Source organism: Devosia sp. LjRoot16 (assembly GCF_964252795.1).
Classification (GTDB): domain Bacteria; phylum Pseudomonadota; class Alphaproteobacteria; order Rhizobiales; family Devosiaceae; genus Devosia_A.
On sequence record NZ_CAXUPH020000007.1, the window covers coordinates 288,775 to 314,607 of the forward strand.

The 25,833-nt window shown below is 67.1% G+C and carries 25 protein-coding genes; 6 read left to right on the forward strand and 19 right to left on the reverse strand.

The window, feature by feature from the left end; genetic code table 11:
- Nucleotides 1-204: 204 nt before the first annotated feature.
- Nucleotides 205-1,212 carry a LacI family DNA-binding transcriptional regulator gene (locus ACSQ23_RS27785; protein ID WP_436092630.1) on the forward strand — a complete coding sequence of 336 codons (1,008 nt, stop codon included), beginning with the start codon at nucleotides 205-207 and terminating at the stop codon, nucleotides 1,210-1,212.
- Nucleotides 1,213-1,483: 271 nt separating this feature from the next.
- On the opposite strand, the gene ACSQ23_RS27790 is transcribed toward ACSQ23_RS27785, so the two are convergent.
- Entirely contained in the window at nucleotides 1,484-2,359 is an 876-nt protein-coding gene (locus ACSQ23_RS27790) for a cupin domain-containing protein (protein WP_436092631.1), read from the reverse strand.
- A gap of 139 nt (nucleotides 2,360-2,498) precedes the next feature.
- On the opposite strand from ACSQ23_RS27790, the gene ACSQ23_RS27795 reads away from it, so the two are divergent.
- On the forward strand, nucleotides 2,499-3,335 hold the full coding sequence (locus tag ACSQ23_RS27795) for an SDR family oxidoreductase (RefSeq protein ID WP_436092632.1): 837 nt from the start codon (nucleotides 2,499-2,501) through the stop codon (nucleotides 3,333-3,335).
- Nucleotides 3,336-3,567: 232 nt separating this feature from the next.
- Here the strand turns inward: ACSQ23_RS27795 and ACSQ23_RS27800 are convergent, their stop codons facing one another.
- Nucleotides 3,568-4,182, reverse strand: coding sequence for a hypothetical protein (locus tag ACSQ23_RS27800; protein WP_436092633.1), 615 nt, complete (start codon nucleotides 4,180-4,182; stop codon nucleotides 3,568-3,570).
- A gap of 50 nt (nucleotides 4,183-4,232) precedes the next feature.
- On the opposite strand from ACSQ23_RS27800, the gene ACSQ23_RS27805 reads away from it, so the two are divergent.
- Nucleotides 4,233-5,396, forward strand: coding sequence for a M20 aminoacylase family protein (locus tag ACSQ23_RS27805; protein WP_436092634.1), 1,164 nt, complete (start codon nucleotides 4,233-4,235; stop codon nucleotides 5,394-5,396).
- Nucleotides 5,397-5,466: 70 nt separating this feature from the next.
- On the opposite strand, the gene ACSQ23_RS27810 is transcribed toward ACSQ23_RS27805, so the two are convergent.
- The 13 genes from ACSQ23_RS27810 to ACSQ23_RS27870 form a co-directional block, all read right to left on the reverse strand.
- Complete coding sequence (locus ACSQ23_RS27810; protein WP_436092635.1) at nucleotides 5,467-6,222, reverse strand: amino acid ABC transporter ATP-binding protein; 756 nt, start codon at nucleotides 6,220-6,222, stop codon at nucleotides 5,467-5,469.
- Complete coding sequence (locus ACSQ23_RS27815) at nucleotides 6,219-7,055, reverse strand: amino acid ABC transporter permease (RefSeq protein WP_436092636.1); 837 nt, start codon at nucleotides 7,053-7,055, stop codon at nucleotides 6,219-6,221. Before ACSQ23_RS27815 ends, ACSQ23_RS27810 begins: the two co-directional genes overlap by 4 nt.
- Nucleotides 7,052-7,879 (reverse strand): ABC transporter substrate-binding protein, encoded by an 828-nt coding sequence (locus ACSQ23_RS27820; protein ID WP_436092637.1) that lies wholly within the window; start codon nucleotides 7,877-7,879, stop codon nucleotides 7,052-7,054. Before ACSQ23_RS27820 ends, ACSQ23_RS27815 begins: the two co-directional genes overlap by 4 nt.
- A gap of 233 nt (nucleotides 7,880-8,112) precedes the next feature.
- On the reverse strand, nucleotides 8,113-9,312 hold the full coding sequence (locus tag ACSQ23_RS27825; RefSeq protein ID WP_436092638.1) for an ABC transporter permease: 1,200 nt from the start codon (nucleotides 9,310-9,312) through the stop codon (nucleotides 8,113-8,115).
- A complete protein-coding gene (locus tag ACSQ23_RS27830) occupies nucleotides 9,309-9,995 on the reverse strand; it encodes an ABC transporter ATP-binding protein (RefSeq protein ID WP_055883404.1) in 687 nt (228 codons plus the stop codon). Before ACSQ23_RS27830 ends, ACSQ23_RS27825 begins: the two co-directional genes overlap by 4 nt.
- Nucleotides 9,992-11,467, reverse strand: a complete 1,476-nt coding sequence (locus ACSQ23_RS27835; RefSeq protein ID WP_436092639.1) for a hypothetical protein — start codon at nucleotides 11,465-11,467, stop codon at nucleotides 9,992-9,994. Before ACSQ23_RS27835 ends, ACSQ23_RS27830 begins: the two co-directional genes overlap by 4 nt.
- Nucleotides 11,464-11,934: a hypothetical protein gene (locus tag ACSQ23_RS27840; protein ID WP_436092640.1), complete on the reverse strand. Its 471-nt coding sequence runs from the start codon at nucleotides 11,932-11,934 to the stop codon at nucleotides 11,464-11,466. Before ACSQ23_RS27840 ends, ACSQ23_RS27835 begins: the two co-directional genes overlap by 4 nt.
- A gap of 339 nt (nucleotides 11,935-12,273) precedes the next feature.
- Nucleotides 12,274-13,497, reverse strand: coding sequence for a sensor histidine kinase (locus ACSQ23_RS27845; RefSeq protein ID WP_436092641.1), 1,224 nt, complete (start codon nucleotides 13,495-13,497; stop codon nucleotides 12,274-12,276).
- Entirely contained in the window at nucleotides 13,494-14,150 is a 657-nt protein-coding gene (locus ACSQ23_RS27850) for a response regulator transcription factor (protein WP_055883393.1), read from the reverse strand. Before ACSQ23_RS27850 ends, ACSQ23_RS27845 begins: the two co-directional genes overlap by 4 nt.
- Before the next feature lie 355 nt (nucleotides 14,151-14,505).
- Nucleotides 14,506-15,333, reverse strand: coding sequence for a carbohydrate ABC transporter permease (locus tag ACSQ23_RS27855; RefSeq protein ID WP_436092642.1), 828 nt, complete (start codon nucleotides 15,331-15,333; stop codon nucleotides 14,506-14,508).
- A 1-nt stretch (nucleotide 15,334) separates the two neighbouring features.
- Nucleotides 15,335-16,177 carry a carbohydrate ABC transporter permease gene (locus ACSQ23_RS27860; RefSeq protein ID WP_436092643.1) on the reverse strand — a complete coding sequence of 281 codons (843 nt, stop codon included), beginning with the start codon at nucleotides 16,175-16,177 and terminating at the stop codon, nucleotides 15,335-15,337.
- A 287-nt stretch (nucleotides 16,178-16,464) separates the two neighbouring features.
- Nucleotides 16,465-17,775: an ABC transporter substrate-binding protein gene (locus tag ACSQ23_RS27865; RefSeq protein ID WP_436092644.1), complete on the reverse strand. Its 1,311-nt coding sequence runs from the start codon at nucleotides 17,773-17,775 to the stop codon at nucleotides 16,465-16,467.
- Nucleotides 17,772-18,863: a LacI family DNA-binding transcriptional regulator gene (locus ACSQ23_RS27870; protein ID WP_436092645.1), complete on the reverse strand. Its 1,092-nt coding sequence runs from the start codon at nucleotides 18,861-18,863 to the stop codon at nucleotides 17,772-17,774. The genes ACSQ23_RS27865 and ACSQ23_RS27870 overlap by 4 nt, the downstream gene beginning before the upstream one ends.
- A gap of 124 nt (nucleotides 18,864-18,987) precedes the next feature.
- Between ACSQ23_RS27870 and ACSQ23_RS27875 the strand changes: the two genes are divergently transcribed.
- The 3 genes from ACSQ23_RS27875 to ACSQ23_RS27885 all read left to right on the forward strand — a co-directional run bounded on the left by ACSQ23_RS27875 (nucleotide 18,988) and on the right by ACSQ23_RS27885 (nucleotide 21,805).
- The gene (locus ACSQ23_RS27875) at nucleotides 18,988-21,084 is read left to right on the forward strand and encodes an ADP-ribosylglycohydrolase family protein (RefSeq protein WP_436092646.1); all 2,097 of its coding nucleotides are present in this window, start codon (nucleotides 18,988-18,990) and stop codon (nucleotides 21,082-21,084) included.
- 92 nt (nucleotides 21,085-21,176) lie between these two features.
- The gene (locus ACSQ23_RS27880) at nucleotides 21,177-21,455 is read left to right on the forward strand and encodes a type II toxin-antitoxin system RelE/ParE family toxin (protein WP_055883374.1); all 279 of its coding nucleotides are present in this window, start codon (nucleotides 21,177-21,179) and stop codon (nucleotides 21,453-21,455) included.
- 38 nt (nucleotides 21,456-21,493) lie between these two features.
- Nucleotides 21,494-21,805, forward strand: coding sequence for a HigA family addiction module antitoxin (locus ACSQ23_RS27885; RefSeq protein WP_056004462.1), 312 nt, complete (start codon nucleotides 21,494-21,496; stop codon nucleotides 21,803-21,805).
- 233 nt (nucleotides 21,806-22,038) lie between these two features.
- Here ACSQ23_RS27885 and ACSQ23_RS27890 read toward each other — a convergent pair whose 3' ends face one another.
- The 4 genes from ACSQ23_RS27890 to ACSQ23_RS27905 form a co-directional block, all read right to left on the reverse strand.
- Nucleotides 22,039-22,932: an N-acetylglucosamine kinase gene (locus tag ACSQ23_RS27890; RefSeq protein ID WP_436092647.1), complete on the reverse strand. Its 894-nt coding sequence runs from the start codon at nucleotides 22,930-22,932 to the stop codon at nucleotides 22,039-22,041.
- Between the two features lies 1 nt (nucleotide 22,933).
- Nucleotides 22,934-23,938 carry an SIS domain-containing protein gene (locus ACSQ23_RS27895; RefSeq protein ID WP_436092648.1) on the reverse strand — a complete coding sequence of 335 codons (1,005 nt, stop codon included), beginning with the start codon at nucleotides 23,936-23,938 and terminating at the stop codon, nucleotides 22,934-22,936.
- 66 nt (nucleotides 23,939-24,004) lie between these two features.
- Complete coding sequence (locus ACSQ23_RS27900; protein ID WP_436092649.1) at nucleotides 24,005-24,772, reverse strand: GntR family transcriptional regulator; 768 nt, start codon at nucleotides 24,770-24,772, stop codon at nucleotides 24,005-24,007.
- Between the two features lie 4 nt (nucleotides 24,773-24,776).
- Nucleotides 24,777-25,802 (reverse strand): Gfo/Idh/MocA family protein, encoded by a 1,026-nt coding sequence (locus ACSQ23_RS27905; protein WP_055883362.1) that lies wholly within the window; start codon nucleotides 25,800-25,802, stop codon nucleotides 24,777-24,779.
- Between the last annotated feature and the right edge of the window lie 31 nt (nucleotides 25,803-25,833).

Genomic DNA, 25,833 nt, shown 5'->3' on the forward strand with positions numbered 1-25,833 from the left:
TCCTTGGTCCGGTTATCGAACCGGTTCGATTTTCATCCTGATGTCGACTGCGCAATGAGTCAAGGCGGAATCTGGAACAGGGCAGTTCGGTGGATTTCAGTTGCGTGAAGCCCTGCAACTGCTAGGTTCTGCAACAGAATTGTCCGCCGAGCGTCTCACCAACCAAGCTCCCACTCCGGATAGAAGCGGTTCGAGAACCAACTGATGGCCACCATTCGTGACGTAGCGAGGCTCGCCGAAGTCTCGGTCTCGACCGTGTCGCTGGCGCTCAGCAATCCGGGCCGGGTGAGCCAGAAAACGCTGGAGCGGATCCGCAGCGCCGTGGCGGCGGTGGGCTATGTCGCCGACCCCCTGGCGCAGAGTCTGGCGCGTGGCCGCTCGAAGATGATCGGGCTCGTCGTCGGCAATGTCGGCAACCCGTTCTTCGGCGATATCCGCCGCGAGCTCGAGAACTATGCGCTCGAGCACGAGCATTTCGTCCTCATCACTGACTCCTCCGGCAAGCCGGGGCGCGAGCAGGCGCTGGTCGAGCACCTGATCGGGCTGAAGATCGCCGGCCTCGCCCTGGCGCCATCGAGCTTCGGGCCGGACTATGTGCGCTTCGTCGAGAGCATCAAGGTGCCGATGGTCTGCTTCGACCAGAAGGTCGCCGGCATCGAGCGGGACTTCGTCGGCTCCGACAATTATCTCGCCGGCGCCATGCTGACCGAACACCTCTTACAGCTCGGGCACCGGCGTATCGCCTTCATCGCCGGGCCGCAGCACATGCACACGGCGTCGGAACGCTATCGCGGTTTCGTCGAGACCATGGCCAGCGCCGGGGTGGAGGTGAACCCCAACTATGTGGTCGATGGCCAGTTCACCCGCTCGGCCGGCTACGAGGCGGCGATGCGGCTGCTGATCCAGCCCGAGCGCCCCACCGCCATCCTCGGCGCCAATAACGCAGTGGCGCTGGCGGCGCTGCAGGCGATGCAGGAGCTGGGCTTCAACTGCCCGGGCGACATTTCGCTGTGCATGATCGACGACGTGCAGTGGAGCAACGTCATCACCCCCCGCATCACCATGGTGGTGCAGGATACGCTGAAGCTGGGCGGCATCATTGCAAGGCGGCTGCTGCAGAGGATTACGACGCCCGGTGCGGCGGCGGAGCCACCGCAGGACTTCGTGCTGTCGCCGAAGTTCGTGCCGGGGAATTCTTGTCGGCGGGTTTGAGCACCGGCTGGGCCACTAGCGCCCCCTCGCCCCTCTGGGGAGAGGGCGGCGATGTGGGCCGAAGGCCCGCATCGCGGGGTGAGGGGCGCCAAGCGCGCTGGCTGAACGATGGTCTCCTTCCCTTCTCCCCTCAGGGGAGAAGGTGGCCGAAGGCCGGTTGAGGGGTGAGGCGGTGCCACTCGCGCTCACTCGGCTACCGCGGTGTGCTTGGCGCCCCTCACCCTGACCCTCTCCCCAGAGGGGCGAGGGGACGCACTTTGCACCGCCGTTGCTACACACCCACCCCCACATTCCGATACGCCGCCGGCGCCACGCCGTGGTGCCGCTTGAATGCTCGGCTGAACGCTGCTTCCGAGCTGTAGCCGACCTCGGCCGCGATGCGGGACAGCGGTTGCTTGCCCTGCAAGAGCCGGCGCCCGGCCAGCGTCATGCGCCAGGCGGTGAGGTAGCTCAGCGGTGGTTCGCCCACCCGTTCGGCGAAACGGCGCGAGAAGGTGGCGCGGGAGAGGCCGGCGGAGCTGGCCATCTCCTCGACGGTCCAGGGCTCGGCGGGCGTGGCGTGGATGGCCTGGAACACTCGCGCCAGTTGCGGGTCGTTCATCGCCACCAGCCAGCCGGGGGAGTGGCCGGCCTGTTCGGCGGCGCGGCGCAGCACGTAGATCATCAGTCCGGCGGTGAGGCTTTCGATCAGCGTCTCGTTGCCTTCAAAGGTGCATTCGAGTTCTGCGCTGAGCAGCGCCACCAGCCCGGCAATCCCCGGGTCGTCGGCGATCTCGGCGGCGCTCAGATGGATGAAGGGCGGGATGGCGAACACCCCGGTCTGGCGCCGCGCCGTATCGGCGCGAAGCGTGCCGCAGAAGATCACCGCGTCGGGCTCGCGCCCGGTGAGCTCGAAGCTCCGCCTGGCAAATTCGGCAACGGGCTCGGCGAGGCCGTCCTTCCGGTAGGTGACGTCGTGCGCTTCGCCATTGGCGATGACGACGAGGTCGCCCTGTTCCAGCCGCACCACCGGGGTTCCTGGGCGGCGGAGCCAGGCGCTGCCCTTTTTCACCAGGTGGAAGGCGATCGTCGCGCCGGGGTCGAGAGTGAAGCCCCAGCGCCCCACCACGGCGCTGCGCACCAGCGTGAGCTGGGGCCGGGAGTACATCCGCATCCATTGGTCGAGCACGGTCATACGGGGACAGATAATGCGAGATGAGACGATCGGCAATGAAATTGCACGACATGAGCATGGATCGGCTCACCGGGCTGACCACATGTGGCTGATAACAACTGGAGCAACGCCCATGTCCTCGACCATTCTCGTCACCGCCGCCAACGGCACCGTCGGCAAGCACCTGGTGCCGCGCCTCCTGGCGCTCGGCCATCGCGTCCGCGCTGCCTCGCGCCGCGGCGAGGCCAGCCTAGGTGAAGCCACCCGGCTCGATTTCGAAGCGCCGGAGAGCTTTGCGGGGGCTCTCGCGGGTGTCGACGCGATCTACCTCGTGGTGCCCACCGGCCCGCACCATCCGCTGCACATGCTCGGCGGTTTCGTCGACGCGGCTGCGGCAGCGGGCATCAAGATCGTGCTGCAGTCGGCCATCGGCGTCGATGCCGACGAGGCGATCCCGTTCCGCCAGCTGGAGCGGAAGATTGAGGCCTCGGGCACGCCCTATGTCCTGCTCAGGCCGAACTGGTTCTTCGACAATTTCCACACCTATTGGCTGAAGGATGTGCGCGAGCGCGGCCTGATCCAGCTGCCGGCCGGCGAGACGCGGACCAGCTTCGTCGATGCGCGGGACATTGCCGACGTCGCGGCGGCGGCGCTGACCCGGTCGGATTTCGACGGCGAGGCGCTGACCCTCACCGGGGCCGAGAGCCTCACCTATGCCGATGCGGTTTCGGTGCTTTCGGCAGTGAGCGGCAAGCCGATCCGCTACGAGCCGATCGAGGTCAGCCAGTTCATCGCCTCGGCTGAGCGCAGCGGGCTGACGCGCGAATATGCCGAGCACCTGGCGCCGATCTTTTTTCCGGTGACGCAGGGCTGGGTGGCGGCGGATAGCGGCGATGTTTCGCGGGTCACCGGCCGCGCGGCGCGGCGGCTGGTGGATTATGTCGCGGATAATGCGGAGCGGTTTGTGTGACGAGAGCGCTGACGGTGGTGTGAGTGCCTTCTCCCCTTGTGGGAGAAGGTGGCCGAAGGCAGGATGAGGGGTCTCTCTCCGCGCACTCCGGTCGCTCGTCGCTTACGCTCCGATCGCGCTACACTTCGTTGCGCGGACCCCTCATCCGCCCTTCGGGCACCTCCGGGCGAGGGCTACGCCCTCGTCCCGCGACCACAAGGGGAGAAGGCCACCCCCCTGCCGCCGGTGAGCATCAAGCCGGCCGGATCAGCGCTTCGCTGCCGATCGGAGTGAAGCCCAAACTGAGGAAGGCTCGGAGCGAGCGCGCGTTACCCGGCGAAACCGCGGCGAACAGCAGTTCGCCTTCGGGGACGAGGCCGACGGCCTCCTTGATCAGCGAGGTGCCGAAGCCGCGATTGTGGGTGTCGGCTTCGACGCTCAGTTCGCGCCGCCCGGCGAGGCCGGCGCCGATGGTGATGAGGCCGCGCTCGTCGCCATAGACCCGGACATCGGAGCGATATTGCCGGGCGTATTTCACGCGCGGGTGCTCGTCGGCATCGGTGCGGAGCGGCAGGCTCGAAGTGCCGGTGCCGCGGGTATAGAGCATCGCGTCGATGACGCCGATGAAGCCTGCTGGTCCAGCCAGCCAGCGCAGGAAATCCGGCGCCATCGAGGCGCCGAAACCATCGGGGCCCTGGCGCAGCACCTCGTCGGCCGAGCGTGCGGTGGCGACGACGGCGTGGCCGGTGAAGGCGACCGAACATTCCCAGCCGCCGGCCAAAGGCGGCAGCACGGTGACGCCGCCATCGACAGCGGGAAAGCGCCCTTCGGCGGCGTTGGTCAACAGGTCGAGCAGGGGATGGTGCATCGCGTAGGCTGTTCTATCGGGGTCGGAAGTCTGCGATACAGGCGCTCGCCATGAAAGTCACTCCGCCCCTTACCGCCCCGAACGACATCGCCGATTTCATCGCCCTGCGCCAGCGGCTGCATGCCGCGCCGGAGCTGAGCCGCGAGGAATTCGCCACCAGCGCCCTGGTCGCCGAACTGCTCACCGGCTGGGGCTATGAAGTCGTGACCGGCATTGGCGGCGCCGGCGTGGTGGCGACACTCACGGCCGGGGCGGGGGAGCGCATAATCGGGCTCCGCGCCGATATGGACGCGCTGCCGATCACGGAAGCGACCGGCCTCGACTATGCCAGCCGGAAGCCCGGCGTGATGCATGCCTGCGGGCATGACGGGCACACCACCATCCTGCTCGCTGCGGCGAAACAACTGGCCGAGACGCGCAACTTCTCCGGCACGGTGCGGCTGATCTTCCAGCCGGCCGAGGAAGTTGGCGGCGCGGTCGAGATGATCGAGGACGGGCTGTTCGAGCGCTTCCCGGTCGATGCGCTGTTCGGCATGCACAACTGGCCGGGCGTGCCGGAGGGCGAGTTCCGCTTCATCGACGGGCCGGCCATGGCGGCGGTCGACTGGATCATCATCACCATCAAGGGCAAGGGCGGGCACGGGGCCATGCCGCATGAGGCGGTGGACCCGATCGTCGCCGCCTCGTCGCTGGTGCTGGCGCTGCAATCGATCGTCTCGCGCAATATCGACCCACTGGAAACGGCGGTGATCACCGTCGGGATGCTGCATGGCGGCTCAATGCCCAACGTCATTCCCGACAGCGTCGAGCTGCAGCTCAACACCCGCGCCTTCACCGAGGCGGTGCGCGACCGGATCCGCGAGCGCATCAAGCTCCTGGCCGAAGCGCAGGCAGCGAGCTTTGGCGCAGTGGCTGAGGTGGTCCACCCGCCGGGCTTTCCGGCGCTGTTCAACCACCATGATGAGACGGCGTTCGCCCGGCAGACGGCGATAAAGCACTTCGGCGAGGGCAAGGTCGGAGCGCTGAAGCCGCTGCTGGTGAGCGAGGATTTCGCCTTCATGCTGCAAAGGCAGAAGGGGAGCTATCTGTTCGTCGGGAATGGGGCGAGCGCGGATCTGCACAGCCCGCGGTACGATTTCAACGACGCGATCATTGCGCCGGCGGCGAAGTATTGGTTGGCGCTAGTGGAGGATTATCTGGCGGCGAATGGGTAGGCGCTGAGGCCAGCAGTCGGCCGCCCTCCCCCGCAAGCGGGAGAGGGTGCGCCGACTGCCAGGCTCAGCGCTAGGCCGTCGCCTCCAGCCGTCCCGCTGCAATGATCCGCTCCAGGAACTTCTGCGTCCGCGGGTTCTCCGGCCGTGAAAACAGCTGGTGCGGGTTGCCTTGTTCGACGATGCGGCCGCCGTCGAGGAAGCAGACGCGGTCGGCGACGTCGCGGGCGAAGCCCATTTCGTGGGTGACGATGACCATGGTCATGCCGCTGGTCTTCAAGTCGCGGATGATCTTCAGCACTTCGCCGATCAGCTCGGGGTCGAGCGCCGCCGTCACCTCGTCGAGCAGCAGCACGTCGGGTTCGATGGCGAGCGAGCGGACGATGGCGACGCGCTGTTGCTGGCCGCCCGAGAGCTGCTCGGGATAGGCGCGGGCATATTGGCCAAGGCCGAACAGTTCGAGCAGTTTCAGCCCGGCCACCTCGGCCTCGCGGCGATCGCGACCGTGCACGCGGATCGGCGCCAGCGTGATGTTTTCGAGCACGCTCATGTGCGGGAAGAGGTTATAGGCCTGGAAGACAATGCCGACGCGCTTGTAGAGCCCGGTGCGGCCAAAGCTCTCGTCGTAGATATCGACGCCGTCGAGCTTGACGGTGCCTTCATCGAACTCGGTGAGCCCGTTGATGCAGCGGAGCAGGGTCGATTTGCCGGAGCCGGAGGCGCCGATCAGGCACACCACTTCGTGCGGCGCGATCGAGAGATCCACCGCGTCCAGCACCTGGCGCTCGCCATAGAATTTGGTGAGCTGTTCGATCTCGATGCGGTTCATTTGGCACCTTGCAGGCGGCGCTGGCGGTCGCGGCGGGCGAGGTGATCGGTCAGGCGCGCCAGGGGAATGGTGGCGAGCAGGAACAGGATCGCGGCGACGACGAGCGAGGAATAGTTGAAGGTGCGGGCGGTGTAGATCTGCGCCTCGCGCACTGCATCGCGGACGCCGAGCACTGAGAGCAGGGCCACATCCTTCTGCAGCGCCACCACCAGGTTCAGCATGGCCGGCACGACATTGCGCAAAGCCTGCGGCAGGATGGCGTAGCGCAGGGTCTGCCACTGGGTGAGGCCGAGTGCCTTGGCCGCCATGCCCTGGCCCTCGTGCACCGCCTCGATGCCGGAGCGATAGACCTCGGTGGCATAGGCCGAATAGGAGAGGATCAGCGCCACGCCGCCCCAGAACAGCCCTTCCTTGGGCAGGCCGGGGAGGTTCAACGCCGGAATGCCGAAGCCGAACAGCAGCACCAGCAGCAGCGCCGGCAGGCCGCGGAACAGATCGACATAGACGATGGCGAAGACGCGTAAGGGGGCGAACCAGGGGCCGCTCATGGCGCGGAAGATCGCCAGCACCAGCGCCCAGATGCCGATGCAGACGAGGCTGATCAGCCAGATCTGCAAGGAAACGAGGAAGCCGCGGGCAACGCCCGGCGCTGCTTCAATCATGGCGTCGACGGAAAAGAACTGGCTCTGGATGCGTGGCCATTGCTCGGCCGTACCGACGAAGTAGGCGATGGCGCCGAACACCAGGACGACGCTGGCCAAACTAATAAGGACCGGCGCGAGCCGGTCCTTGAGAGCGATCTGCCGGCGTCCTTTGCCGGGTCGTCGTGTCATTGCGTGATCTCGGGAATGCTCGGATCGGCGATCAGGTACTTCTTGGCCAGCTCGTCGATGATGCCCTTGGACTTGAGCGCGGCGAGGCCTTCGTTGATCCACGGCACGATCGGGTTCTCGTAGGCGAAGAGCAGGCCGAGGCCCTCGTCCTTGGGGTCCTTGGGCAGGATCGCGGTGATCTTGGCCTCAGGCACCTGACAGCACGTGGCATAGAGCGCCGTCGGCAGCGCCGCGAGGGTGGCGTCGATCTGGCCACCCTGCAGCGCCTGGAACACGCCCGCCTGGTCGTCGAACACGGCGGCATCGGCAATGCCGAGCACGTTGGTCACGTAGTCGAAATCGGTGGTGCCGACGGCAACGCCCCACTTGGCCGCCTTCAGGTCGGCGAAGCTCTTGGCGCCGGCGACGGCCGAGGCCGGGAGCGCGATCACGGCCTTGTCGGACTGGTAGTAGACATCGGAGAAGGTCGCGACCTTGGCGCGATCCGGGGTGACCGAGATCTGCTGGATCGAGAAATCATAGGCCTTCGGGCCGGGTGCGATGGCGCCGTCGAAGGTCACGTCGACCCAGACCACGTCATCTTTCTTGAACCCGAGTTCGGCGGCGAGCGCGTAAACCAGCGCCGCCTCAAAGCCTTCGCCGGCTTCCGGATTGTTGTCGAGCACCCATGGTGGATAGCTCGGCTCGGAGGTCGAGACGGTGAGCTTGCCGGGCGTGAACAGCCGCGGATCGTTGGGAGTCTTTTCCTGCGCCAGCACCGGCGTGACGACCATCGCCATCAGAGCCAGCAGCGCAACAGTCAGAACATTGTGCTTTTGAGCCATCTTCACTCTCGTGTTTTCGCCCGGCGGCAAGCTGAAATGCCCCGTCCACCAAGCCCCGCGGGGGAATTTACCGACAATCCGGCGCGACGCCAGCCATAGAATTGCAGAGATTCGGAATGGCGGGAAAGTTCATTGCAGTTGCAATGAGTTGCGGGGAATGGGGCGGAGCCGCTGATAGTGCAGTGATCCTCCCCCGCCACGCGGGGGAGGATCATGGAGAGGCCGGTGGCCGCTCACCCCACGCTCAGCGCCTCGGTCGGCGCGAGCCGCGCGGCGCGGATCGCCGGGTACAGCCCGGCAATGCCGCCGATCAGCAGCGTTGCGGCCATGCCGCCGGCCGGCACCCACAGGGGGATGTCCACCGGCCAGCCCATGACGTGGGCGTAGCCGATGGTGACCAGCGCGCCGATCAGGACGCCGCTGCCGCCGCCGAGCAGCGCGAGGAGCAGCGCCTCGCCGAAGAACTGCATCCGGATATGGCCGCGTGTCGCGCCCTGTGAGCGGCGGAGGCCGATTTCGGCGCGCCGCTCCAGCACCGAAATCACCATGGTGTTGGCGACGCCGATGCCGCCGACCAGGAGCGCCACAGCGCCGAGCCCGAGCAGCAATCCGGTGAAGGCGACGTCGGCCGCGGCTTCGGCGGCCAGCGTATCGGAGGGGCGGGAGACATCGACCTCGTTGGGCGCCTTGGGGTTGGCGGAGGGGGCGAGGATGCTGCGCACGGCTTCCACTGCGTCGGGGGCGGTGCGGAGGTAGAGCGTGGTGATATCGCCCTCGAAATCGAGGTGGCGCTCGCCGGCGGGCCAGCCGATCAGCGCCGATAGATCGAGCATGGGCACCAGCGAGACCGGTGCGAGGATACCGACCACGGTGAACCAGCGGCCGCCGAGCCACACCTGTTGACCGATCAGCCCGCGGCCGATGCCGAGCCGGGCGGCAGCGCGGGCGCCGAGCACCACGGCGGGGTAGTTGGCGGTGGCTTCGTTGAGCCAGGAGCCGACGGCGACCTCCGCGCTCAGGGTTTCGAGCAGGTTCAGCCTCGCGGCGTAGACGGCAAGGCCGCCCGACTGGCTCACGGGGATGCGGTTGGAGCGATAGATCCGCGCATCGGCCAGGACGCCGATGGCGCTCACCATTTCGACCTCGGCAATACGGCCGAGCATGGCGATGGATTCGGGCGGCATGGTCGCGGCTTCGCCGAACATCGACTTGCCCGGCCCGGCGCTGAGGAGGTTCGTGCCGAGCTCGGAGAGCAGCTGGTTGAGCTGGGCGCGGCTCGAGGTGGAAATGCCGACCACTGCGATCATCGCGGCAATGCCGATGGCGATGCCGAGCGCCGAGAGGATGACGCGCAGCGGCCGGGCCTTGAGGCCATAGGCGGCAAGCCGCACCACGTCGATGGCGAGGAGTTTTGCCGGTTGCAGGGTGCTCATCGGGGGCTCCGCCTGGTGTCTTCGACCAGTTGCCCGTCGCGCATGGCGGCCTGCCGGTCGAAGCGGGCGGCGAGGTCGCGATCATGGGTGATCACCACCACGGCGGTGCCGGCGCGGTGGAGGCCGAGCAGCAACTGCACCACGCCTTCGCCCGAGGTGCTGTCGAGGGCGCCGGTCGGCTCGTCGGCGAGCAGCAGCAGCGGCCGCCGTGCCAAGGCGCGAGCAATGGCGGTGCGCTGCTTTTCGCCGCCCGAGAGCTGATGCGGGCGGTGGTCGAGCCGGTGGGCAAGCCCGACCTCGCACAGCGCCGCTTCGGCGCGCTCGCGCCGTTCGCGCAATCCGGTGCCGGTGTAGAGCAGGCCATCGGCGACATTGTTGAGCGCCGAGACGCCGGGCGACAGGTGGAAATGCTGGAACACGAAGCCGATGTGGCGGGCCCGCAGCGCCGAGAGCTGGCTGTCCTTGAGGTTCTCGACCGCCAGCCCGTCGATTTCGACAGTGCCGGCGCTGGCGCGATCGAGCGTGCCGATGATGTTGAGCATGGTGGATTTGCCCGAGCCGGAGGGGCCGACAATGGCGACGAGCTCGCCGCGCCCGATCTCGAGGCTGACATCGCGCAGCGCCAGCACGCCGCCGGCAAAGCCGCGCGACACGTTCCTCAGGGAAACGATGGTTGCCGTCATCCGGGCACGCTGACCCGCTCGCCCTCTGCAATGCCGTCGCCGCTGACCTCGACCCGCCCGGCGGCGAACAGGCCGGTATCGACGGGGGCGAGCCTCGTGCCGCCATCATCGACGAGCTCGACGGCAAAGCCGCCTTCCGGCCGGGCCAGTAGCGCCGTGATCGGCACCGAGAGTACGTTGTTGCGGCGCTCGCTGACGAAATCCACGTCGACCGACGCCACTTCCAGCCCCTCGAGGGCGGCCTGGTCGGCGATCCCCACGGTCACCTCGATATTGCCGTCGGTCACCACCGAGCCGACCTCGGAGATCGTGCCGGCCACCTCGCGATCATCGGGCAGGGTGACGGTGACGGGACGGCCGACCGCGGCAAGCGCCTGGTCGGCGACGGCGAGCGGCACGGTCACCAGCTTGGTGATGTCGGAATAATCGAGGATCGAGCTGCGGTCGGCTGAGGCGGCGAGCAGGGTTTCGCCGACACTGGCGTCGTGCGCGGCCACATGCACCGGCCCCTCCGCAATCACCACCTGGCCGAGACTGACAATGCCGGTGACGGCGAGGCCGGAGACGCGTTGCCAGCTGCGCACCTGTTCGCCGAGCGGGCCGGCATAGCCGAGGGCGGCGAGATTGTCGGCCAGTTGCGCGACATCGGCAGTGTCGTCGGCCCGGGCGACGAGCGCCGCGTGGGTATCGCGCAGCGTGTCGCGTTTCACCGTGGCATCGGCAATGGCGACGCGGGCTGCGACGGCATCGAGTTTTGCCGCGGCGAGCTCCTTGTCGAGGGTGCGGATGGCGGCGGCCGCGGCGGCGCGGGCCTTGGCGAGCTCGGCTTCGGCGGCCGCGATTTCGGCGCTCGGCGCCAGTTCGGCGGCCGAGAGTTCGGTGACCCGCGCCAGCTTCGCCGCAGCGACCGCGACGGCGCCGCTTAGTTCAATGAACTCGGGGAGGGCAGGGGCGCTGGCGCTGGCGTCGGCGAGCCGGGCGGCGAGATCGGTGCTGCGTGCTTCGGCATCGGCGAGGCGCTGGGTTTCGAGCGCCACCGTCAGGTCGGCGGCGGCCACGGCGGCTTCGCTCTGTTCGAGCTCGACCCAGACGGGAACGTCCGTATCGGCATCGAAGCGGAGCGTGCGGTGTTGCGGCACGGTGCCGTAGAACAGGATGGCCGGCTGGCCATCGAGCCCGTAGAGCGCTTCGCCACGCTCGATGGTGGCGCCCACCGGCGCCAGCGCGGTGACCATTGCCGAGGCGCCGGCGAGGCTCGGGCGCAAGGCGGTGAGCTCGCTACAGCCGAGCGTGCCGGTGACGGTCTTACTGTCGACCAGCTCGCCCAGGGTGATCTCGGCCGTCGCGATGGGGGCGGCGCTCGGTGCAGCCGATGGAGGCGCCGGCTGCAGCAGCACAAAGCCCGCGATCGCGACGGCTCCGGCGGCAAGCGCGAGCGCGCCGCCGGAGAGGATGGTGCGGACGTGGATCATCCGCCGATCATGATCCGGGCGCCACGGCGCAGCTCGCGGCAGGCATCCATGGCGGCGCGGAGCTTTGGATCATCCGGGCCGGCGCCGATCTTGCCGGCATCGAAGCCGCCATCGGGGCTCGGATCGGGGAAGTTCGGCAGCCCGTGCTCGCGCACGCATTGCGCCAGCTTCAGCAGGCCCTCGAGTTGCTCAGGGGTGACGCCTTCGCCGCGCATCCCCTCGGGAGCGAGATCGTGGCAGGCGGCCGAGGCTTTTTCGAAACGGGCGGCGCTGCCAGGGGTGATGAGGAAGCGCATACCCTCGCCCGGCGTCGGATCGGGAAACTCGGCATAGCCGTTGTCGCGCATGCACTGGGCATAGGCGAGGGCGGCATCGTCGTTGTCGGCGGGGGCTTGGGCGAAGGAGGGTAGCGGGGCGACCAGCAGCAGGGCGGCGGTGAGGAGGGGGAGGAAAGTCTGGGTGAGCACTGTTATGTCTCCGTCGTTGGGTGCGACGGGAGTACGAGATTGGGTATTAGGCGGGTGTTAGGTGAGCGCAGCGCTGGCCAAGGACTCGATGCCCACCTCCCCCTGGACGGGGGAGGCAAGCGGAGCTTGGGAGCGAAGCGACCTAGCGGAGCTCGGAGGGGGTGCGGGAAGGCACGGTGCTTGGCGGCTCCAGCGAGCATCGAGCGCGTGGCACACCCCACCCCATCCCTCCCCGTCAAGGGGAGGGTGTTCGGCCGGTGTTTGTGGCCCCCCTCCCACCAGCCTTTCGGCTGGTCCCCCCTCCCCCCGCAAGCGGGAGAGGGTGCGCTGACTGCACGTTCAGTTAGCGGCCGAAGCCGCCGGAAACCGCACCCGTACCACCAGCCCACCGCCCTCGCGTGGGGTGGCTTCAACCTCGCCGCCATGGGTGTGGGCGACGGAGCGGACGATGGAGAGGCCGAGGCCGGCGCCGCGGGTGATGGGGCCGCGGGTGGCGCCGGCGAGGCGTTCGGTGGCGGCGAGGCGGCGGAACGGTTCGAACAGGCTGGGGATCTCGTAGGCCGGTACGAGGGGGCCGGTGTTTTCGACCACCAGTTCGACGCCGTTGCCGCTCAGCGCAGTGTGGACGCTCACCCAGCCGTTCTCGGCAACATTGTACTGGATGGCGTTCTCGATGAGGTTCTGGATCAGCCGCTCGAGCAGGAAGGCGTCGCCCATCACGGTGCCGGGGACGAAGGCGGCGCCGAGCCGCACGCCGGCCCGTTCGGCGATCGGCGTGAGCTCAGTGACGATGTGTCCGGCGATTTCGCCCAGTTCGACGGTATGGAACTCGGCGGCGCGCTGCTCGCCGCTGGCGAGGGTCAAAAGCCCATCGGTCAGCTTCTCGTGGCGCTGGTTGACGGCGAGGAGCGTGGTGCCAAGCTGGCGCAGCTTGTCGTCGGGGCCGGCTTCGAGCAGCGCCACCTCGATCAGCGTGCGGGTGATGGTGAGCGGGGTGCGCAGCTCATGGCTGGCATTGGCGACGAAGCGGCGCTGGCTGTCGAAGGAGCGGTCGAGCCGCTCCAGCATGGCGTCGAGCGTATCGGCGAGATCCTTGATCTCATCCCTGGGGCCATCAAGCGCGATGCGTTCATGGAGGCTCCGGTCGGCGACGCGGCGGGCCGTGGCGGTGATGTCGCGTAAGGGTTGCAGCGCCTGGCCGGCCACCAGCCAGCCGATCACCCCGGCAATGATGGTGAGGATGCCGACGAGGATGAACGACACCATCAGCATGGTGTCGAGCGTGTTGACCCGCGCCTGTCGCACCATGACGCTGATGCGCCCGGCCTCGTCCATCAGCTCGCGCGGCGGCAGCTCGCCCGGGGCGCCCAACTGGCCTTGGGCCATCGGCGCGTCGTCGGTCACCAGGCGGATGCTGAACTGCCGGTCGAGCACCACGCCGAGATAGAGATAAATGGCGACGATCAGCGCCACGCCGGCAACGAAGAAGGCGCCGGCGTAGAGCAGGCTCAGCCGGGTACGGATGGTCCAGGGGAAGCCGAGGAATTTCAGGAGCCGCGTCATCTGAGCCGGTACCCCACGCCCTGGACGGTTTCGATCAATTGCGGCTCGCCCAGTTTCTTCCGCACATTCATCACGGTGAAACGCACCACGCCGGAGAACGGATCGATCTGTTCGTCCCAGGCTTTTTCGAGCAACTGCTCGGCCGAGACGACGCCGCCATCGGCGCGCAGCAGTTCCTCGAGAACGGCGAATTCCTTCTTCGACAGATCGATCGGTTTATCACCTCGAAGCACAATGCGGCGGTGGGGATCGAGCCGGAGGCCGGAGCGTTCGAGCACCGGCGGGATGGCCGGCCGGGCGCGGCGGGCCAGGGCCTGGACGCGGGCCACCAGCTCGGCGAAGGCAAAGGGCTTGGTCAGGTAGTCGTCGGCGCCGAGCCCGAGCCCGGCAACGCGCTGCGCCACGGCAGTGGCAGCGGTGAGCATCAGGATGCGGGTCGGGGACTGGGTCTCGACCAGCACGGCGCAGACCTCGTCGCCCGAGACGAGCGGGATATCGCGATCGAGCACCAGCACGTCGTAATCGTTGACCAGCGCCCGATCGAGCCCGGCTGCCCCGTCATAGGCCACATCCACCGCCATGGCATGGAGCCGCAGGCCCTCGGCGATCGAATCCGCCAGCTGCCGTTCGTCTTCGACCACCAAAACGCGCAAAGCTCACTCCGCCGGACCGCCAGTCTATCTGGCTAGCCGATGGTCTGTTAGGGCGGCGTTAGGGCGGAAGGGTGGCTGGGGGTGGAGAGGGAATCCCGACTGGGACTTCTTTGGCGGGCACCCCTCATCCGGCGCTACGCGCCACCTTCTCCCCGACGGGGAGAAGAATCCTGCCGGCATCGGTGGTCACCCCTTGTTCCTCTCCCCGTCGGGGAGAGGGTGGATCGCGCGCAGCGCGAGACGGGTGAGGGGTCGGTGGCAGGGAACGTGACTGTGGGTTTGGCTCCCCCCTCCACCGCCTTCGGCGGTCCCCCTCCCCCGCCACGCGGGGGAGGAACAGGGATAGGCTGGCGCCTCATCCCTTCGTCGACCCACCCGCCATGCCGTCGATGAAATGCCGCTGCAGCAGCAGGAACAGCATCAGGATGGGGATGACGATGATCATCGCGGCAGCCATGATCTGCCCCCAGTCGCTGGTGTATTTGCCGCTGAGCAGGGTGAAAGACACCACTGCGGTCATCTCGTTCTTGCTCTGCAGGAACGTCGAGGCGATGAGGAATTCGTTCCAGCAATAGAGCCCGATGATCAGCGCCACGGTGAGGAGCCCCGGCGAGACGATCGGCAGCATCACCCTGGAAAACACCTGCCAGGCATTGGCGCCGTCGAGATTGGCGGCCTCCTCGAGTTCCTTGGGGATGGCGATGAAGTAAGTGCGCAGCAGCATGATGGCGAAGGGGCTGAACATGGCGCAGTAGACGAAGGACACTGCCACCGGGTTGTTGATCAGCCCGAGCCGCGCGAAGCCGAAATAGAGCGGGAACAGGAAGAGCTGGATCGGCGCGGTGGTGGTGGCGAGGAAATAGGCGCTCACCGCCTTCCATGGCTTGATCTTCTGGCGCGCCAGCACATAGGCGGCGCCGGCCCCGGTAGTGAGCACCAACCCGATGGTCATCACGGTGACCTTGGCGCTGTTGAGCATGGTTTCGCCCAACCGTGCATCGGTCCAGGCGCGGACAAAGTTCGACCAGTTGAGCTCAGTTGGCCAGCTCAAGGGGCTGAGGATGATCTCGGGCGTCGTCTTGAAGGCGTTGAGCAGCATCAAGAGCAGGGGCCCAAGCGCGAACAGCGCGCCGAGCGCCAGGACGATGTAGGAGATAGTGCGCGACCAGCGGGTTCCGAGCATTTCAGTTCACCCTTTCCCGGGTCTGCAGCCGCACATAGGCGAAGGTGGCGGTGAGCCCGAACAGGGCGATGACCAGGGCGACGGCCGCGGCGCGGCCGAGATCGAACTCGAAGAAGGCGTTGCGATAGGCGAGGGTGGAGAGCACTTCGCTGGAATAGGCCGGGCCGCCCTGGGTGAGGATGTAGACGAAGTCGAACACCAGGAACGACCAGATCACCGTCATCACCATCATCAGCTTGATGGTGGGGGCGATGGCGGGGATCAGGATGTCGCGCATCAGGGAGAAGAAGCCGGCGCCATCGAGCCGGGCGGCTTCGACCATTTCCTCAGGCACTTGGCGGAGCGCGGCGAGAAAGATCACCGCAAGGAACCCCCACCAGTGCCAGAGGTCGACCACGGCGATGCCGTAAAGCGCCGAGTGGGTGGCGGCGAGGGGGTCGGAGAGTTCGATGCCGAAGCGGGAGAGGAGGCCGAAGACGCCGGTATTGGGGTTGTAGATCATCCCCTGCCAGACCCGCGCGGTGATGGCGGTCGCCACCACCACGGGGATGAAATAGACGATCTGGAAGAAGGTGCGGCCGCGCTTGATGGTGAGCAGCAGCGTCGCCGCGACGAGGCCGATGGCGATCGGCACGGTGAGGAAAATCAGCGTCCACTTGAGGTTGTTGCCGAGCGCAATCCAGAACACCCGGTCGGCAAACATCGCCTGGAAATTGGCGAGCCCGACAAACACCGGAGCCGAAAAGCCGTCCCAGGTGCAGAAAGCCAGAGCCACCGTCAGCAGCGCCGGGATCAGGATCAGCGCGACATTGATGGCGAGGGCAGGGAGGGCGAACAACCACATGGACGGGGATTCCGGGGTGGGGAGGCGCATGGCATCACGCGCGGAACTCTCGGTGATCCTCCCCCGCGGGGCGGGGGAGGGGGACCAGCCGCAGGCTGGTGGAGGGGGCGGCAAGAGTCGACGGCTAGTTGGCTCCCCCCTCCGCGGGCCTTTCGAGCGTAGCTCTCAAGGCCTTCTCCCCTCAAATCGCTCCACTGGAGCGATTTGCCCTGCGGGACGGCTCGAAGCCCCTCCCCCGCCACGCGGGGGAGGATTAGCGGAGAGGCCGGTGCTCGGGCCCTATCACCTCACGGCAGCGGCGGGACGCTGTCTTCGGCGAGCTCGGCGGCGAACAGCTCCTGCAAGCCCGCGAGGAACTTCTCCGGTGTGGCCGTGCCGAGCCAGAGTTCTTCGACGCCCGAGATGATGTACTGCTCGGATTTGGGCGGCCAGAACGTCCAGGTGGTGTAGCCGTAATTGCCGCTGGCGAGGGCATCGGCGATCATCGTCGTCGCCTCCTGGTAGAGCGGGGTCACCTCACCCTTGAGCGTCACCTTGCTCAAGTCGGCGAGCGGCACGTTCCATTCGCCCTGCCATTGCGGGACGATCGCGCCGTAGAAATCGCCGCTGAACACATAGTCGATGACCTGAGCTGCGGTATCGGGGCTCGGCGAATGGGCGTTAATCGACAGGGTCGAACCGATGCCGATCGGGAACAGCGGGTAGGGAACGCCCTCGGCCACCGGGATCGAGGTGAAGGCGGCCTTGGCGCCGGCCGGATCGAAGTAATCCTTCACCCAGGAGAAGGCCCAGGTGCCCTGCGGCGCCATGCCGGTCTTGCCGGTAACCATGCCGGCAAAGGCATCGATGGTCGAGGTGGAGAAGTAGTCCTTGCCGTAATAGCCCTTGTCGTACCAGGCCTTGAACTTTTGCATGGCGTCGACGAAGACCGGGTCGGTCCACGCCCGCTTACCCGAGAGTGCTTCATGGATGGCGGTGGGGCCGACCAGCTGGTTGAGCGCCACGGTGAAGAACTGCTCGTTGGCGGGGCGGAAGCCGGCATTGCCGGCGACGAACGGCGTCATCCCCTCGGCCAGCATGGTATCGGCGAGAGCTTCCATCTCGGCGACGGTTTTAGGTGCCGTCCAACCCTTCTCTGCGAACAAATCGGCGTTGTAGAACAGGCCCATCGCCTCGTAGTTCTTGGGGATGGAGTAGAGCACGCCATCGACCTTGCCGAGTTCGAGGAACATCGGGATCAGCCGCTCGTTCCAGCCGTATTTGGCGGCATAGTCATCGAGCTTCAGCAGCTGGCCGGCCTTGGCCATCGGCAGCGCCGTCGCCGGGCCGTTGGAATTGATGATGTCGGGGCCACCACCGGACATCAGCGCCAGGCGTTGCTGGTTCTCGATGGCGTTGCCGCGATACTCGAGGGCGAGGGTCGAACCGGGGTGGCTGGCATTGAAGCCCGCGACCAGGGTGTCGTCGAGCAGGCGCTGCTGCTCGGGGGTCAGCGCTTCGTACCACCACGAAGCCGATTGCGCCGCAGCGAGGCCGGGCGTCAGAAGGGTCATGGCCGCGACGGCCACACCCGAAAAGAGGCGTGAGAATTTTGTCATGAAGCGTTCCCTGATATGCCGGTGTCGGGGAGGCTCGCCTGCTGCACCCGTGAGGACGAGGTATCGCCTCTGGGACGAGCAGTCGAAGCGCGATCTACGATTGCATAGGGCAATGCGACGGCCTCCCCCGGCCCCTCCACATCGCCACGAACCCGGGCCAGCAGGCGTTCGCCAGCCAACTGGCCGAACAACTCCTGCCCGAGCGATACCGTCGTCAGCGACGGATTGAGAACGTCGGTCATCGCCAGGTTATTGAACCCGGTGACCGACATGTCCTGAGGTAGCGACAGACCGCTGGTCTGGCAGGCGCGGATGGTGCCGCAGGCCAGCAGGTCGTCGGCGCACATGATGGCGGTGGGGCGGCCGCTGCCCTCGGCGAGCAGCTCTGCCGCGATGGCCGCGCCGCCATCGATCGAATAGCTCGGGGCGGTGACGACGCGCGGGGTGAGCCCCGCGGCGACGAGCGCCGCGCTGTAACCGCCGATACGGGCGCGCTCCGGGCCGCCGGGCGACGCCATGAAGACGATGTCGCGATGGCCGAGCCCGAGCAGTTGCGCCGTCAGGGCGGACGCCACCTGGTGGTTGTCGACATAGTAGTCGTCGACCGGCAGGGCGCCGCCGCGCTTGGGGGCGGATTCATAGCGCACGACGGGAATGTCGGCGGCGAGCGCTCCAGCGAGCTCGCGGATGGTGGCGACGAAGAACACTCCGACAATGCCGGCAACGCGCCGGTCGATGCAGAGTTCGATCATCCGCGCTTCCGCGGCGCCGGAGCCATCGGTGCTGAGCGCGATGACGTCGTAGCCTTGCGGTTCGACCACTTTCTGCACGGCGCGGATCAGCGGCGGATAGAACGGGTTGGAGAGATCGGGGACGATGCAGGCGATCATCATCGAGCGGTTGGTCTTCAGCGCCTGCGCCATGCGGTTGGGCACGTAGTTCAGCGCCTTGGCGCTGTCGCGAATGCGTTCCTGCACCTCTGGCCTAATGCCGGCGGCATCACCCGACAGCACCGACGATACCGCCGCCTGCGACACCCCGGCGTGGGTCGCGACATCCTTCTGCGTCGGTTTTCTGGTCGATTTCATCTTGAAACTCGGCTACTGATACGTATCAGTAAGCAGATGAGCTGTTTCCGTCAAGCCGGATGGCTTACGAGCTTCACACCCGTCTGCACCCGCCCGTTCGACCCTTCAGAGTATTGAGACCCCCATGACCCTCCCCACCGATACCCTCGAGCGGATCTATGCCGGCGTGCTCGGGAAGCTCATCGGCGTCTATCTCGGACGGCCGTTCGAGAACTGGACCTACCAGCGCATCCTCAAGGAGCTCGGCCCGATCACCTATTACGTGAACGAGCGGCTGGGGGCTGAACTGGTGGTGACCGACGATGACGTCTCGGGCACTTTCAGCTTCGTCCGGGCGCTCGAGGATTACGGCGCTTCACCGAACCTCAGCGCCGAGGACATTGGGCGGACCTGGCTCAACTACGTGGTCGAGAACCGCGCGGTGTTCTGGTGGGGCGGGGCGGGCAATTCGACCGAGCACACCGCCTGGCTGAACCTTGCTAAGGGCATTCCGGCGCCGCGCTCGGGCGCCATCGAAACCAATGGCAAGATCGTCGCCGAACAGATCGGGGCGCAGATCTTCATCGATGGCTGGGCACTGGTATCGCCGGGCAACCCGGCGCAGGCGGCAAAGCTCGCCCGCGCCGCCGGCAGCGTCAGCCATGATGGCGAAAGCGTCCATGCGGCGGTGCTGTGGGCGGCGATGGAGGCCGAGGCCTTTTTGAGCCGCGATGTCGAGCACCTGCTCGAAACCGGGTTGAGCTTCATTCCCGCGGACAGCCTGATCGCCAGGCTGGTTGCCGATATCCGCGGCTGGGTGCGGGCCAATGGCGATGACTGGCAGGCGACGCGCCGGCAGATCGAGGACACGTACGGCTACGACAAATATGCCGGGGTGTGTCACGTGGTGCCCAACCACGCGCTGATGATCATGGCGCTGCTGCACGCGCCGGACGATTTCAGCCGCGGCCAGATGATCGTCAACACCTCGGGCTGGGATACCGACTGCAATGCCGGGAACCTCGGGTGCCTGCAGGGCATCATGCTCGGACTTGTCGGGTTCGACGGGGAGCAGGATTGGCGCGGTCCGGTGGCCGACCGGCTCTATCTCTCCACCGCCGATGGCGGGCGCGGCCTCACCGATGCGCCCAGCATCGCCTATTGGCTCGATGGCCTGGCGCGGCAGCTGGCGAAAGAGCCGGCGCGGCCGGCGCCCAAGGGCGGGGCGCAGTTCCACTTCGCGCTGTCGGGCGCGGTGCAGGGGTTCATGGCGGGCGGCACCGAGGGTAATCGCAGCGACATCGCCGTTTCCGGCACCGGCGAGGCGCTGGCGGTGGAACTGATCTCGGTGGCGCCGGGCCGCTCGGCCTATGTGGGGACGCCCGTGTTCATTCCGCCCGCGATGATCGGGCACAGCTGGTACGAAGTGCTGGCGAGCCCGCGGGTGTGGCCCGGGCAGACCATCGAAGCCAGCATTGCCGGCGATGCCGGGCTCAGCGGCACGGTGGAGGTGGCGCTGGCCGTGCGCCATTACGGGCAGGACGATGCGCTGGTGAGCGTCATCTCGCCGCAAAGCGTCACGGTGGAAGCCGGTCAATCGGCGAGGCTCAGCTGGCAGGTGCCGCAGTTCGACGGCAACCCGATCGCCGAAATCGGCCTCGTGATGTCGGTGCGCGACACCGCGACAGTGGGGCGGGTGCTGGTCGACTGGCTGCGCTGGAGCGGCGAGCCCGAGCTGACGCTGCGCCGCCCGCATAACGAGGGCAATATGTGGCGCAGCGCCTGGATCAATGGCGCCAGCGTGTTCTCGAAGAACTTCCGCGAGTCGTTCCGGCTTTCCGCCAACCGCGGCGAGGGCATCATCCTCACCGGCACGCGCGATTGGCGCGATATCACGATCGAAGCGGAGCTGAACCTGCACCTCGGGAACTACGGCGCCCTGGTGTTTCGGGCGCAGGGGCTGCGGCAGTACTACGCCGCGCGGCTGACGCGTACCGGCAAGCTGCAGGTGGTCTGCCGCCGCGACGAGGTCGAGCACGTACTGGCCGAAACGGCGCTGCCGGTGGTGTTCGAAACGGCGATCCCGCTGCGGGTGACGCTCGATGGGGCGAAGATCACGGTGGATGCCGGGGGGACGGTGCTGGAGGTCAGCGACGCCACCTATGCCGGCGGCATGATCGGGCTCGCGGTCTATGAAGGGGCGCTGTCGACCGACAAGGTGCATATCGGCCGCGTGCGGTAGGGGGTGCTATCGGGGCAGCCGATTGACCGTAGCTCTTGGAGAAATGTAAGCGGATAGTTGACAGTACGTCGGCTGATGGCTTACATACATCCGTGATCAAGAGCTTCAAAGGCAAAGGTCTCGCCGAGCTGTGGGCCAAAGGCACCTCAGCGAAGATCGACGCCAAGATGCACAAACGCATCCTGCGTCGTCTCGATGCCTTGGACGCGGCGGCCAAACCCGAAGACATGAACCTCCCAGGTTTCGACTTTCATGCCCTGAAGGGCTTTGATCCCACGCGATATACGGTCCACATCAATGGCCCGTGGTGCGTGACGTTCGCATTCGACGGAGCCGATGCGGTGGATGTCGAGTTCGAGCAGTATCACTGATGGATTGATGGAGGGCGCGGTTTGACCCCGCGCCGATGATGATGACTTACGCGGCTCTGCGTAATCCCGATCGCCAGCCCACCCACCCCGGCGAGTTGCTGCGCGAGGACGTGCTGCCGGCCGTTGGCAAGCCGAAGGCGGAGATCGCCCGGCTGCTCGGGATCTCTCGCCAGCAGCTCTACGACATTCTGGACGAGAAGAAGCCGGTGTCGCCGGCGATGGCCGTTCGCCTCGGCAAGCTGTTCGGCAACGGTGCGACCCTGTGGGTCCGCATGCAGGGCGCCTATGACACCTGGCAGGCCGAGCGAGACGTAGACGTGAGCGGCATCCCGACGCTTGCGGTGGCCTGAGATTTGGGGGATGGCGGACCCTGCCAGTTTTGCACCGGCCGTGCCCCTATCGCCCCCTCGCCCCTTTGGGGAGAGGGCGGCGGATGAGGCCGACGGCTTCATCCGCGGGGTGAGGGGCGCCAAGCGCTGGGACAGGTGTTGAGCGGTGGCGGATAGGCCGGTGTGCTTGGCTACCCCTCACCCTGGCCCTCTCCCCAGAGGGGAGAGGGGACGATAGGGGCACCGTTCGCTCGCTACTTGCCCACCGCCCGCCTCGCCAGCTGCACCGCACCCTCCACCGGCGCGTCGCGCAACACATGCACCTTCAGCTGCTTATGTGGCCCCGTCACCGCCTGCTCGAATGCCGTGTAGAGCCGCGGCTGATTGACGATGACGCTGCCGGCGACGACGACATCGTTGCCCTCGGCGCCGCGGGCTAGGAGCTGGTCGACGAGGGCGGCGAGGGCGTGGGCGCCTTCGGTAATGACGGACTGGGCCAGCGCCGAGCCGGCATCGGCGGCGGTGAAGATGGCGGGGGCGTGGGGGGCCCAGTTGTCGACCGTCGGGTCGTCGTTGACGCGGCGGGTCAGCCGCTCGGCATCGGCGACGCCGAAGGCGGCGATCAGGTGGCCGAGGAGGCCATCGTCAGTCTTGCCTTCATCGTTGGCACGGAGCGCGGTGCGGGTGGCTTCGCGGACGAGGCCGGCGGCGCTGCCTTCATCGCCGATGATCCAGCCCCAGCCGCCCGAGGCGATAAACTCGCCCGCGGCGTTGGCCCCGACCGCAATGGCGCCGGTGCCGGCGATGACGCCGATGCCCCTGGTGAAGCCGGCGGCGGCGACGATCAGCGAGGCGTCGTTGACGGCGGTGGTGCGGTAGCCGAGGGCTTGAAGCTCGCGCTCCAGCGTGCGGCCGGTTTCGGTGCGGTTGATGCCCTGGGCGCCGAAGGCGAGGGCGACGATCTCGGCTCCCTCGGGCGTGTGGCGCCTGACCCGCTCGGCGATCCAGACGGCGGCCTTTTCCTCGGGCTCGGCATCCCATTCGAGGCTTGGCTCGGTGACGTCGAGGACGCGCTTGCCTGAGATGTCTTCGAGGATCAGCTGGGTCTTGGTGCCGCCGATATCGAGCGCGGCGATCAGAGCGGTCATCTCAGGCGACCTTGGTGTCGGTGTGAAAGAAGACGAAGGCATCGGGGTCGACGCCGCGCAGCAGCGCCGTCTCGACCGCGAGGCTCTGCATGACCAGGGCTTCGAGGATGGCGCGCTGCGCCGGCGACACCTGAGGCAGCCGGAGCACGGCGAGGTTCGGCCCTTCGGCCACCTCGAGCGTAGTGATCAGCAGCGTATGGTGCCCGGCATGGGCAAGAGTATGCGCCAGGGCCGTCTCGCGCTCGTCGCCCATCAGGATGTGGGCGGTGCGGCCGGCCGATTCCATCGCGCCATGGAGGTATTGCCGCGACGACAGGCCGGTGGCCGGGAGGCGCGCCACTTCGCGCAGCAGGAGGGCGCCGACCTCGGCGGTGCCGGCCGAGGGTGCGGCGCCGGCATAATCGACCGCCACTGCGTCGCGCAGGGGGGTGGCGAGGGCGATGGCGCGGGTGGCGATCTCGCGCTCCAGCGCCCGGAATTTTGCCGGCAAGTCGGACCAGGTGGGGTCGATGGTGCCGCCATCCCAGGCTTCGGCGATCATGCCGAGGGCGGCGATGGTGGCGGTATAGCCGGTGGTCGAGGCATAGCTGTCGGGGAGCTTGCCCAGCGAAATGGTGGTCGCGGCGATCTCCGAGATCGGCGAGGGCGCGACATTGACCACCGCGAGCCGCAGCTGCGGCTCGATGGTGCGGAGCACCGCGAGGGTTTCGGAGCTGCGGCCCGACTGCGAGACGCCGATGATCGGATGCGCCGACTGCGGAAAGGGCAGGGGATGCTCGCCGGCATTGAGTCGCCAGGCGTGGATGCCACGCGAGCGCAGCACCCAGACTGCGGCGGCCGAGGCGGCATAGCTCGCGCCAATGCCGAGAAAGATCGGGCCCGGGCCCTCGAGCGTTGCGGCCGCCTGGGCGGCGCGCACTTCGCCGGCAATGGCGGGCAGGGCACTTTCCAGCAAAGCTGCCTGCGAGGCGCGGGCCTCGGCCAGGGAGATATAGCCTTTAACCAATTTCGTCCGTCTCCTTGGCGACAGCGCGAAAAGCTTCGGCGTCGCGGGGCTGTCAGTATGCTGCGTTCAGCGCGTGCCGGGCTTTCGCGTGCGTGAGAATGAGGTGCGCAGCCGATAGCGATCGCCGACATAGCGCACGGTGGACGACAGCAGCGGCCGGCCGGCGCTGTCGACGATGAGCTGGCGCATCACCAGGATCGGGGTCTTGGGTTCGACGCCCAGGTGCTGCGCGAGCGTGATATCGGCGGCATGGGCTTCGATGGTGGTTTCGCCATGCGCCAGGTCGACGCCATTGCCGAGCAGCAGTTCGAACAGCGAAGCGGTGCGGAAATCGACGCCGGTGAGATCGGGCTTCAGCGTGGCGGCAAAGAACGAGGTATCGACCGCCACCGGCACGCCATCGAGCCGCCGGATGCGCTCGAGATGGAACAGCGGCGCACCGGGGGCGATGGCCAGTTCCTCGGCTTCATCGAGCGTCGCCGGCGCCTCGCTGGCGCGCAGCACGTCGGACGAGGGGACGAGCCCCAGCCGGGCGGCGGTTTCGCTGAACGATTCCAGCGTATTGGGAAATTCCTTGGGCACCTCCGCCGAGACATACCAGCCACGCCCATGCGAGGGCTTCAGCACGCCCTCCTCGACGAGGCTCTGCAGGGCGCGGCGCAGTGTTACCCGGCTGATCGACAGTTGGGCGAGGAGGTCGCGCTCCGCCGGCAGTCGACCGCCATTGGCGATCTTGCCGGTCGAAATCTGGTGCATGATCAGGTCCGCTGCCTGCCGCCATAGCGGATCGGGCGAATCCTGATCGAGCACCAACTGTTCCGCGCTGTCGCTCATTGGCTCAAGCCACCTTTTCCCATTGCCGCGATTTCATCGAGCGGTAGCACGCATCGATGATCCGGTTGACCACCACGCCATCCTCGAAGGTTTCGGACGGGGTAGTGCCGGCGGCGAAATGATCAATGAAATGCCGCATCTGCTGCGAGAAACCATAGGCCCGAGTCTCTTCGGGCACAGGATATACCCAGCCGGTCTCGGCATCGGCCTTCTCGACGGTGTAGCCCACCGGGTTTTCGATGAAACCCCAGACCGGGCCGACCGAGCTGTCGGTGACGATGCGGCCGGCCGAGCCGACCAGCTCGTGCCTGAGCTGCATGCCGCCACGCTCGATCCATGAGGATTCGATGGTGGCGAGCTGGCCGCCCTCGAATTTCAACAGCGCGATCGCCGCGTCTTCGCCGGTGGTCTTATCCTGGTGGGCCATGGTCGAACCCCAGGCCATCACCTCGGTGACCTTGTTGTCCTTGCCGAAGAAATGCCGCGCCGATTCGACGGTATGGCAGCCCATATCGAGCAGGGCGCCGCCACCGGCGGTTTCGGCATCCCAGAAATGCGGGGCGTGCGGGCCGGAATGGCCTTCGCGGGCGCGCATGGTGAGGAGCTCGCCGATGCCGCCGGCTTTGACCATCTCGTAGGCCTTGGCGACATTGGGCGAAAATACCGAGCTTTCGGCATAGCCATGCCAGACCCCGGCGGCATTGGCGATATCGAGGATCTGCTGCGCCTCGGCCTCGGTGCGGGCCAGCGGCTTGGTGCAGATGATGGCCTTCTTGTGCCGGGCGGCGATCTCCACTGCGGCGAGGTGGATCTCGTTGGGCAGGGCGATGATGACGATCTCGACGGCAGGGTCGGCGCAGAGCGCATCCATGGTGGCGTGCGCGGTGACCTTCCACTTCTTGGCGAAGGCGTCGGAGCGCGCCGGATTGCGCGAATAGCAGGCGACGAGCTCGGCGTTCCGCACGTCCAGCAGCGCATCCGCATATGACTCGGCAATGAAACCCGACCCCAGCAACCCAACCCCGATCATGCCCTGCTCCCTCCCGATTTGTTAGATACCT

Coding starts and splice junctions, on each gene's coding strand:
- ACSQ23_RS27785 (WP_436092630.1), top strand. CDS start 205: ATGGCCACCATTCGTGACGTAGCGAGGCTCGCCGAAGTCTCGGTCTCG.
- ACSQ23_RS27790 (WP_436092631.1), bottom strand. CDS start 2,359: ATGTACTCCCGGCCCCAGCTCACGCTGGTGCGCAGCGCCGTGGTGGGG.
- ACSQ23_RS27795 (WP_436092632.1), top strand. CDS start 2,499: ATGTCCTCGACCATTCTCGTCACCGCCGCCAACGGCACCGTCGGCAAG.
- ACSQ23_RS27800 (WP_436092633.1), bottom strand. CDS start 4,182: ATGCACCATCCCCTGCTCGACCTGTTGACCAACGCCGCCGAAGGGCGC.
- ACSQ23_RS27805 (WP_436092634.1), top strand. CDS start 4,233: ATGAAAGTCACTCCGCCCCTTACCGCCCCGAACGACATCGCCGATTTC.
- ACSQ23_RS27810 (WP_436092635.1), bottom strand. CDS start 6,222: ATGAACCGCATCGAGATCGAACAGCTCACCAAATTCTATGGCGAGCGC.
- ACSQ23_RS27815 (WP_436092636.1), bottom strand. CDS start 7,055: ATGACACGACGACCCGGCAAAGGACGCCGGCAGATCGCTCTCAAGGAC.
- ACSQ23_RS27820 (WP_436092637.1), bottom strand. CDS start 7,879: ATGGCTCAAAAGCACAATGTTCTGACTGTTGCGCTGCTGGCTCTGATG.
- ACSQ23_RS27825 (WP_436092638.1), bottom strand. CDS start 9,312: ATGAGCACCCTGCAACCGGCAAAACTCCTCGCCATCGACGTGGTGCGG.
- ACSQ23_RS27830 (WP_055883404.1), bottom strand. CDS start 9,995: ATGACGGCAACCATCGTTTCCCTGAGGAACGTGTCGCGCGGCTTTGCC.
- ACSQ23_RS27835 (WP_436092639.1), bottom strand. CDS start 11,467: ATGATCCACGTCCGCACCATCCTCTCCGGCGGCGCGCTCGCGCTTGCC.
- ACSQ23_RS27845 (WP_436092641.1), bottom strand. CDS start 13,497: ATGACGCGGCTCCTGAAATTCCTCGGCTTCCCCTGGACCATCCGTACC.
- ACSQ23_RS27855 (WP_436092642.1), bottom strand. CDS start 15,333: ATGCTCGGAACCCGCTGGTCGCGCACTATCTCCTACATCGTCCTGGCG.
- ACSQ23_RS27860 (WP_436092643.1), bottom strand. CDS start 16,177: ATGTGGTTGTTCGCCCTCCCTGCCCTCGCCATCAATGTCGCGCTGATC.
- ACSQ23_RS27865 (WP_436092644.1), bottom strand. CDS start 17,775: ATGACAAAATTCTCACGCCTCTTTTCGGGTGTGGCCGTCGCGGCCATG.
- ACSQ23_RS27870 (WP_436092645.1), bottom strand. CDS start 18,863: ATGAAATCGACCAGAAAACCGACGCAGAAGGATGTCGCGACCCACGCC.
- ACSQ23_RS27875 (WP_436092646.1), top strand. CDS start 18,988: ATGACCCTCCCCACCGATACCCTCGAGCGGATCTATGCCGGCGTGCTC.
- ACSQ23_RS27885 (WP_056004462.1), top strand. CDS start 21,494: ATGATGACTTACGCGGCTCTGCGTAATCCCGATCGCCAGCCCACCCAC.
- ACSQ23_RS27890 (WP_436092647.1), bottom strand. CDS start 22,932: ATGACCGCTCTGATCGCCGCGCTCGATATCGGCGGCACCAAGACCCAG.
- ACSQ23_RS27900 (WP_436092649.1), bottom strand. CDS start 24,772: ATGAGCGACAGCGCGGAACAGTTGGTGCTCGATCAGGATTCGCCCGAT.
- ACSQ23_RS27905 (WP_055883362.1), bottom strand. CDS start 25,802: ATGATCGGGGTTGGGTTGCTGGGGTCGGGTTTCATTGCCGAGTCATAT.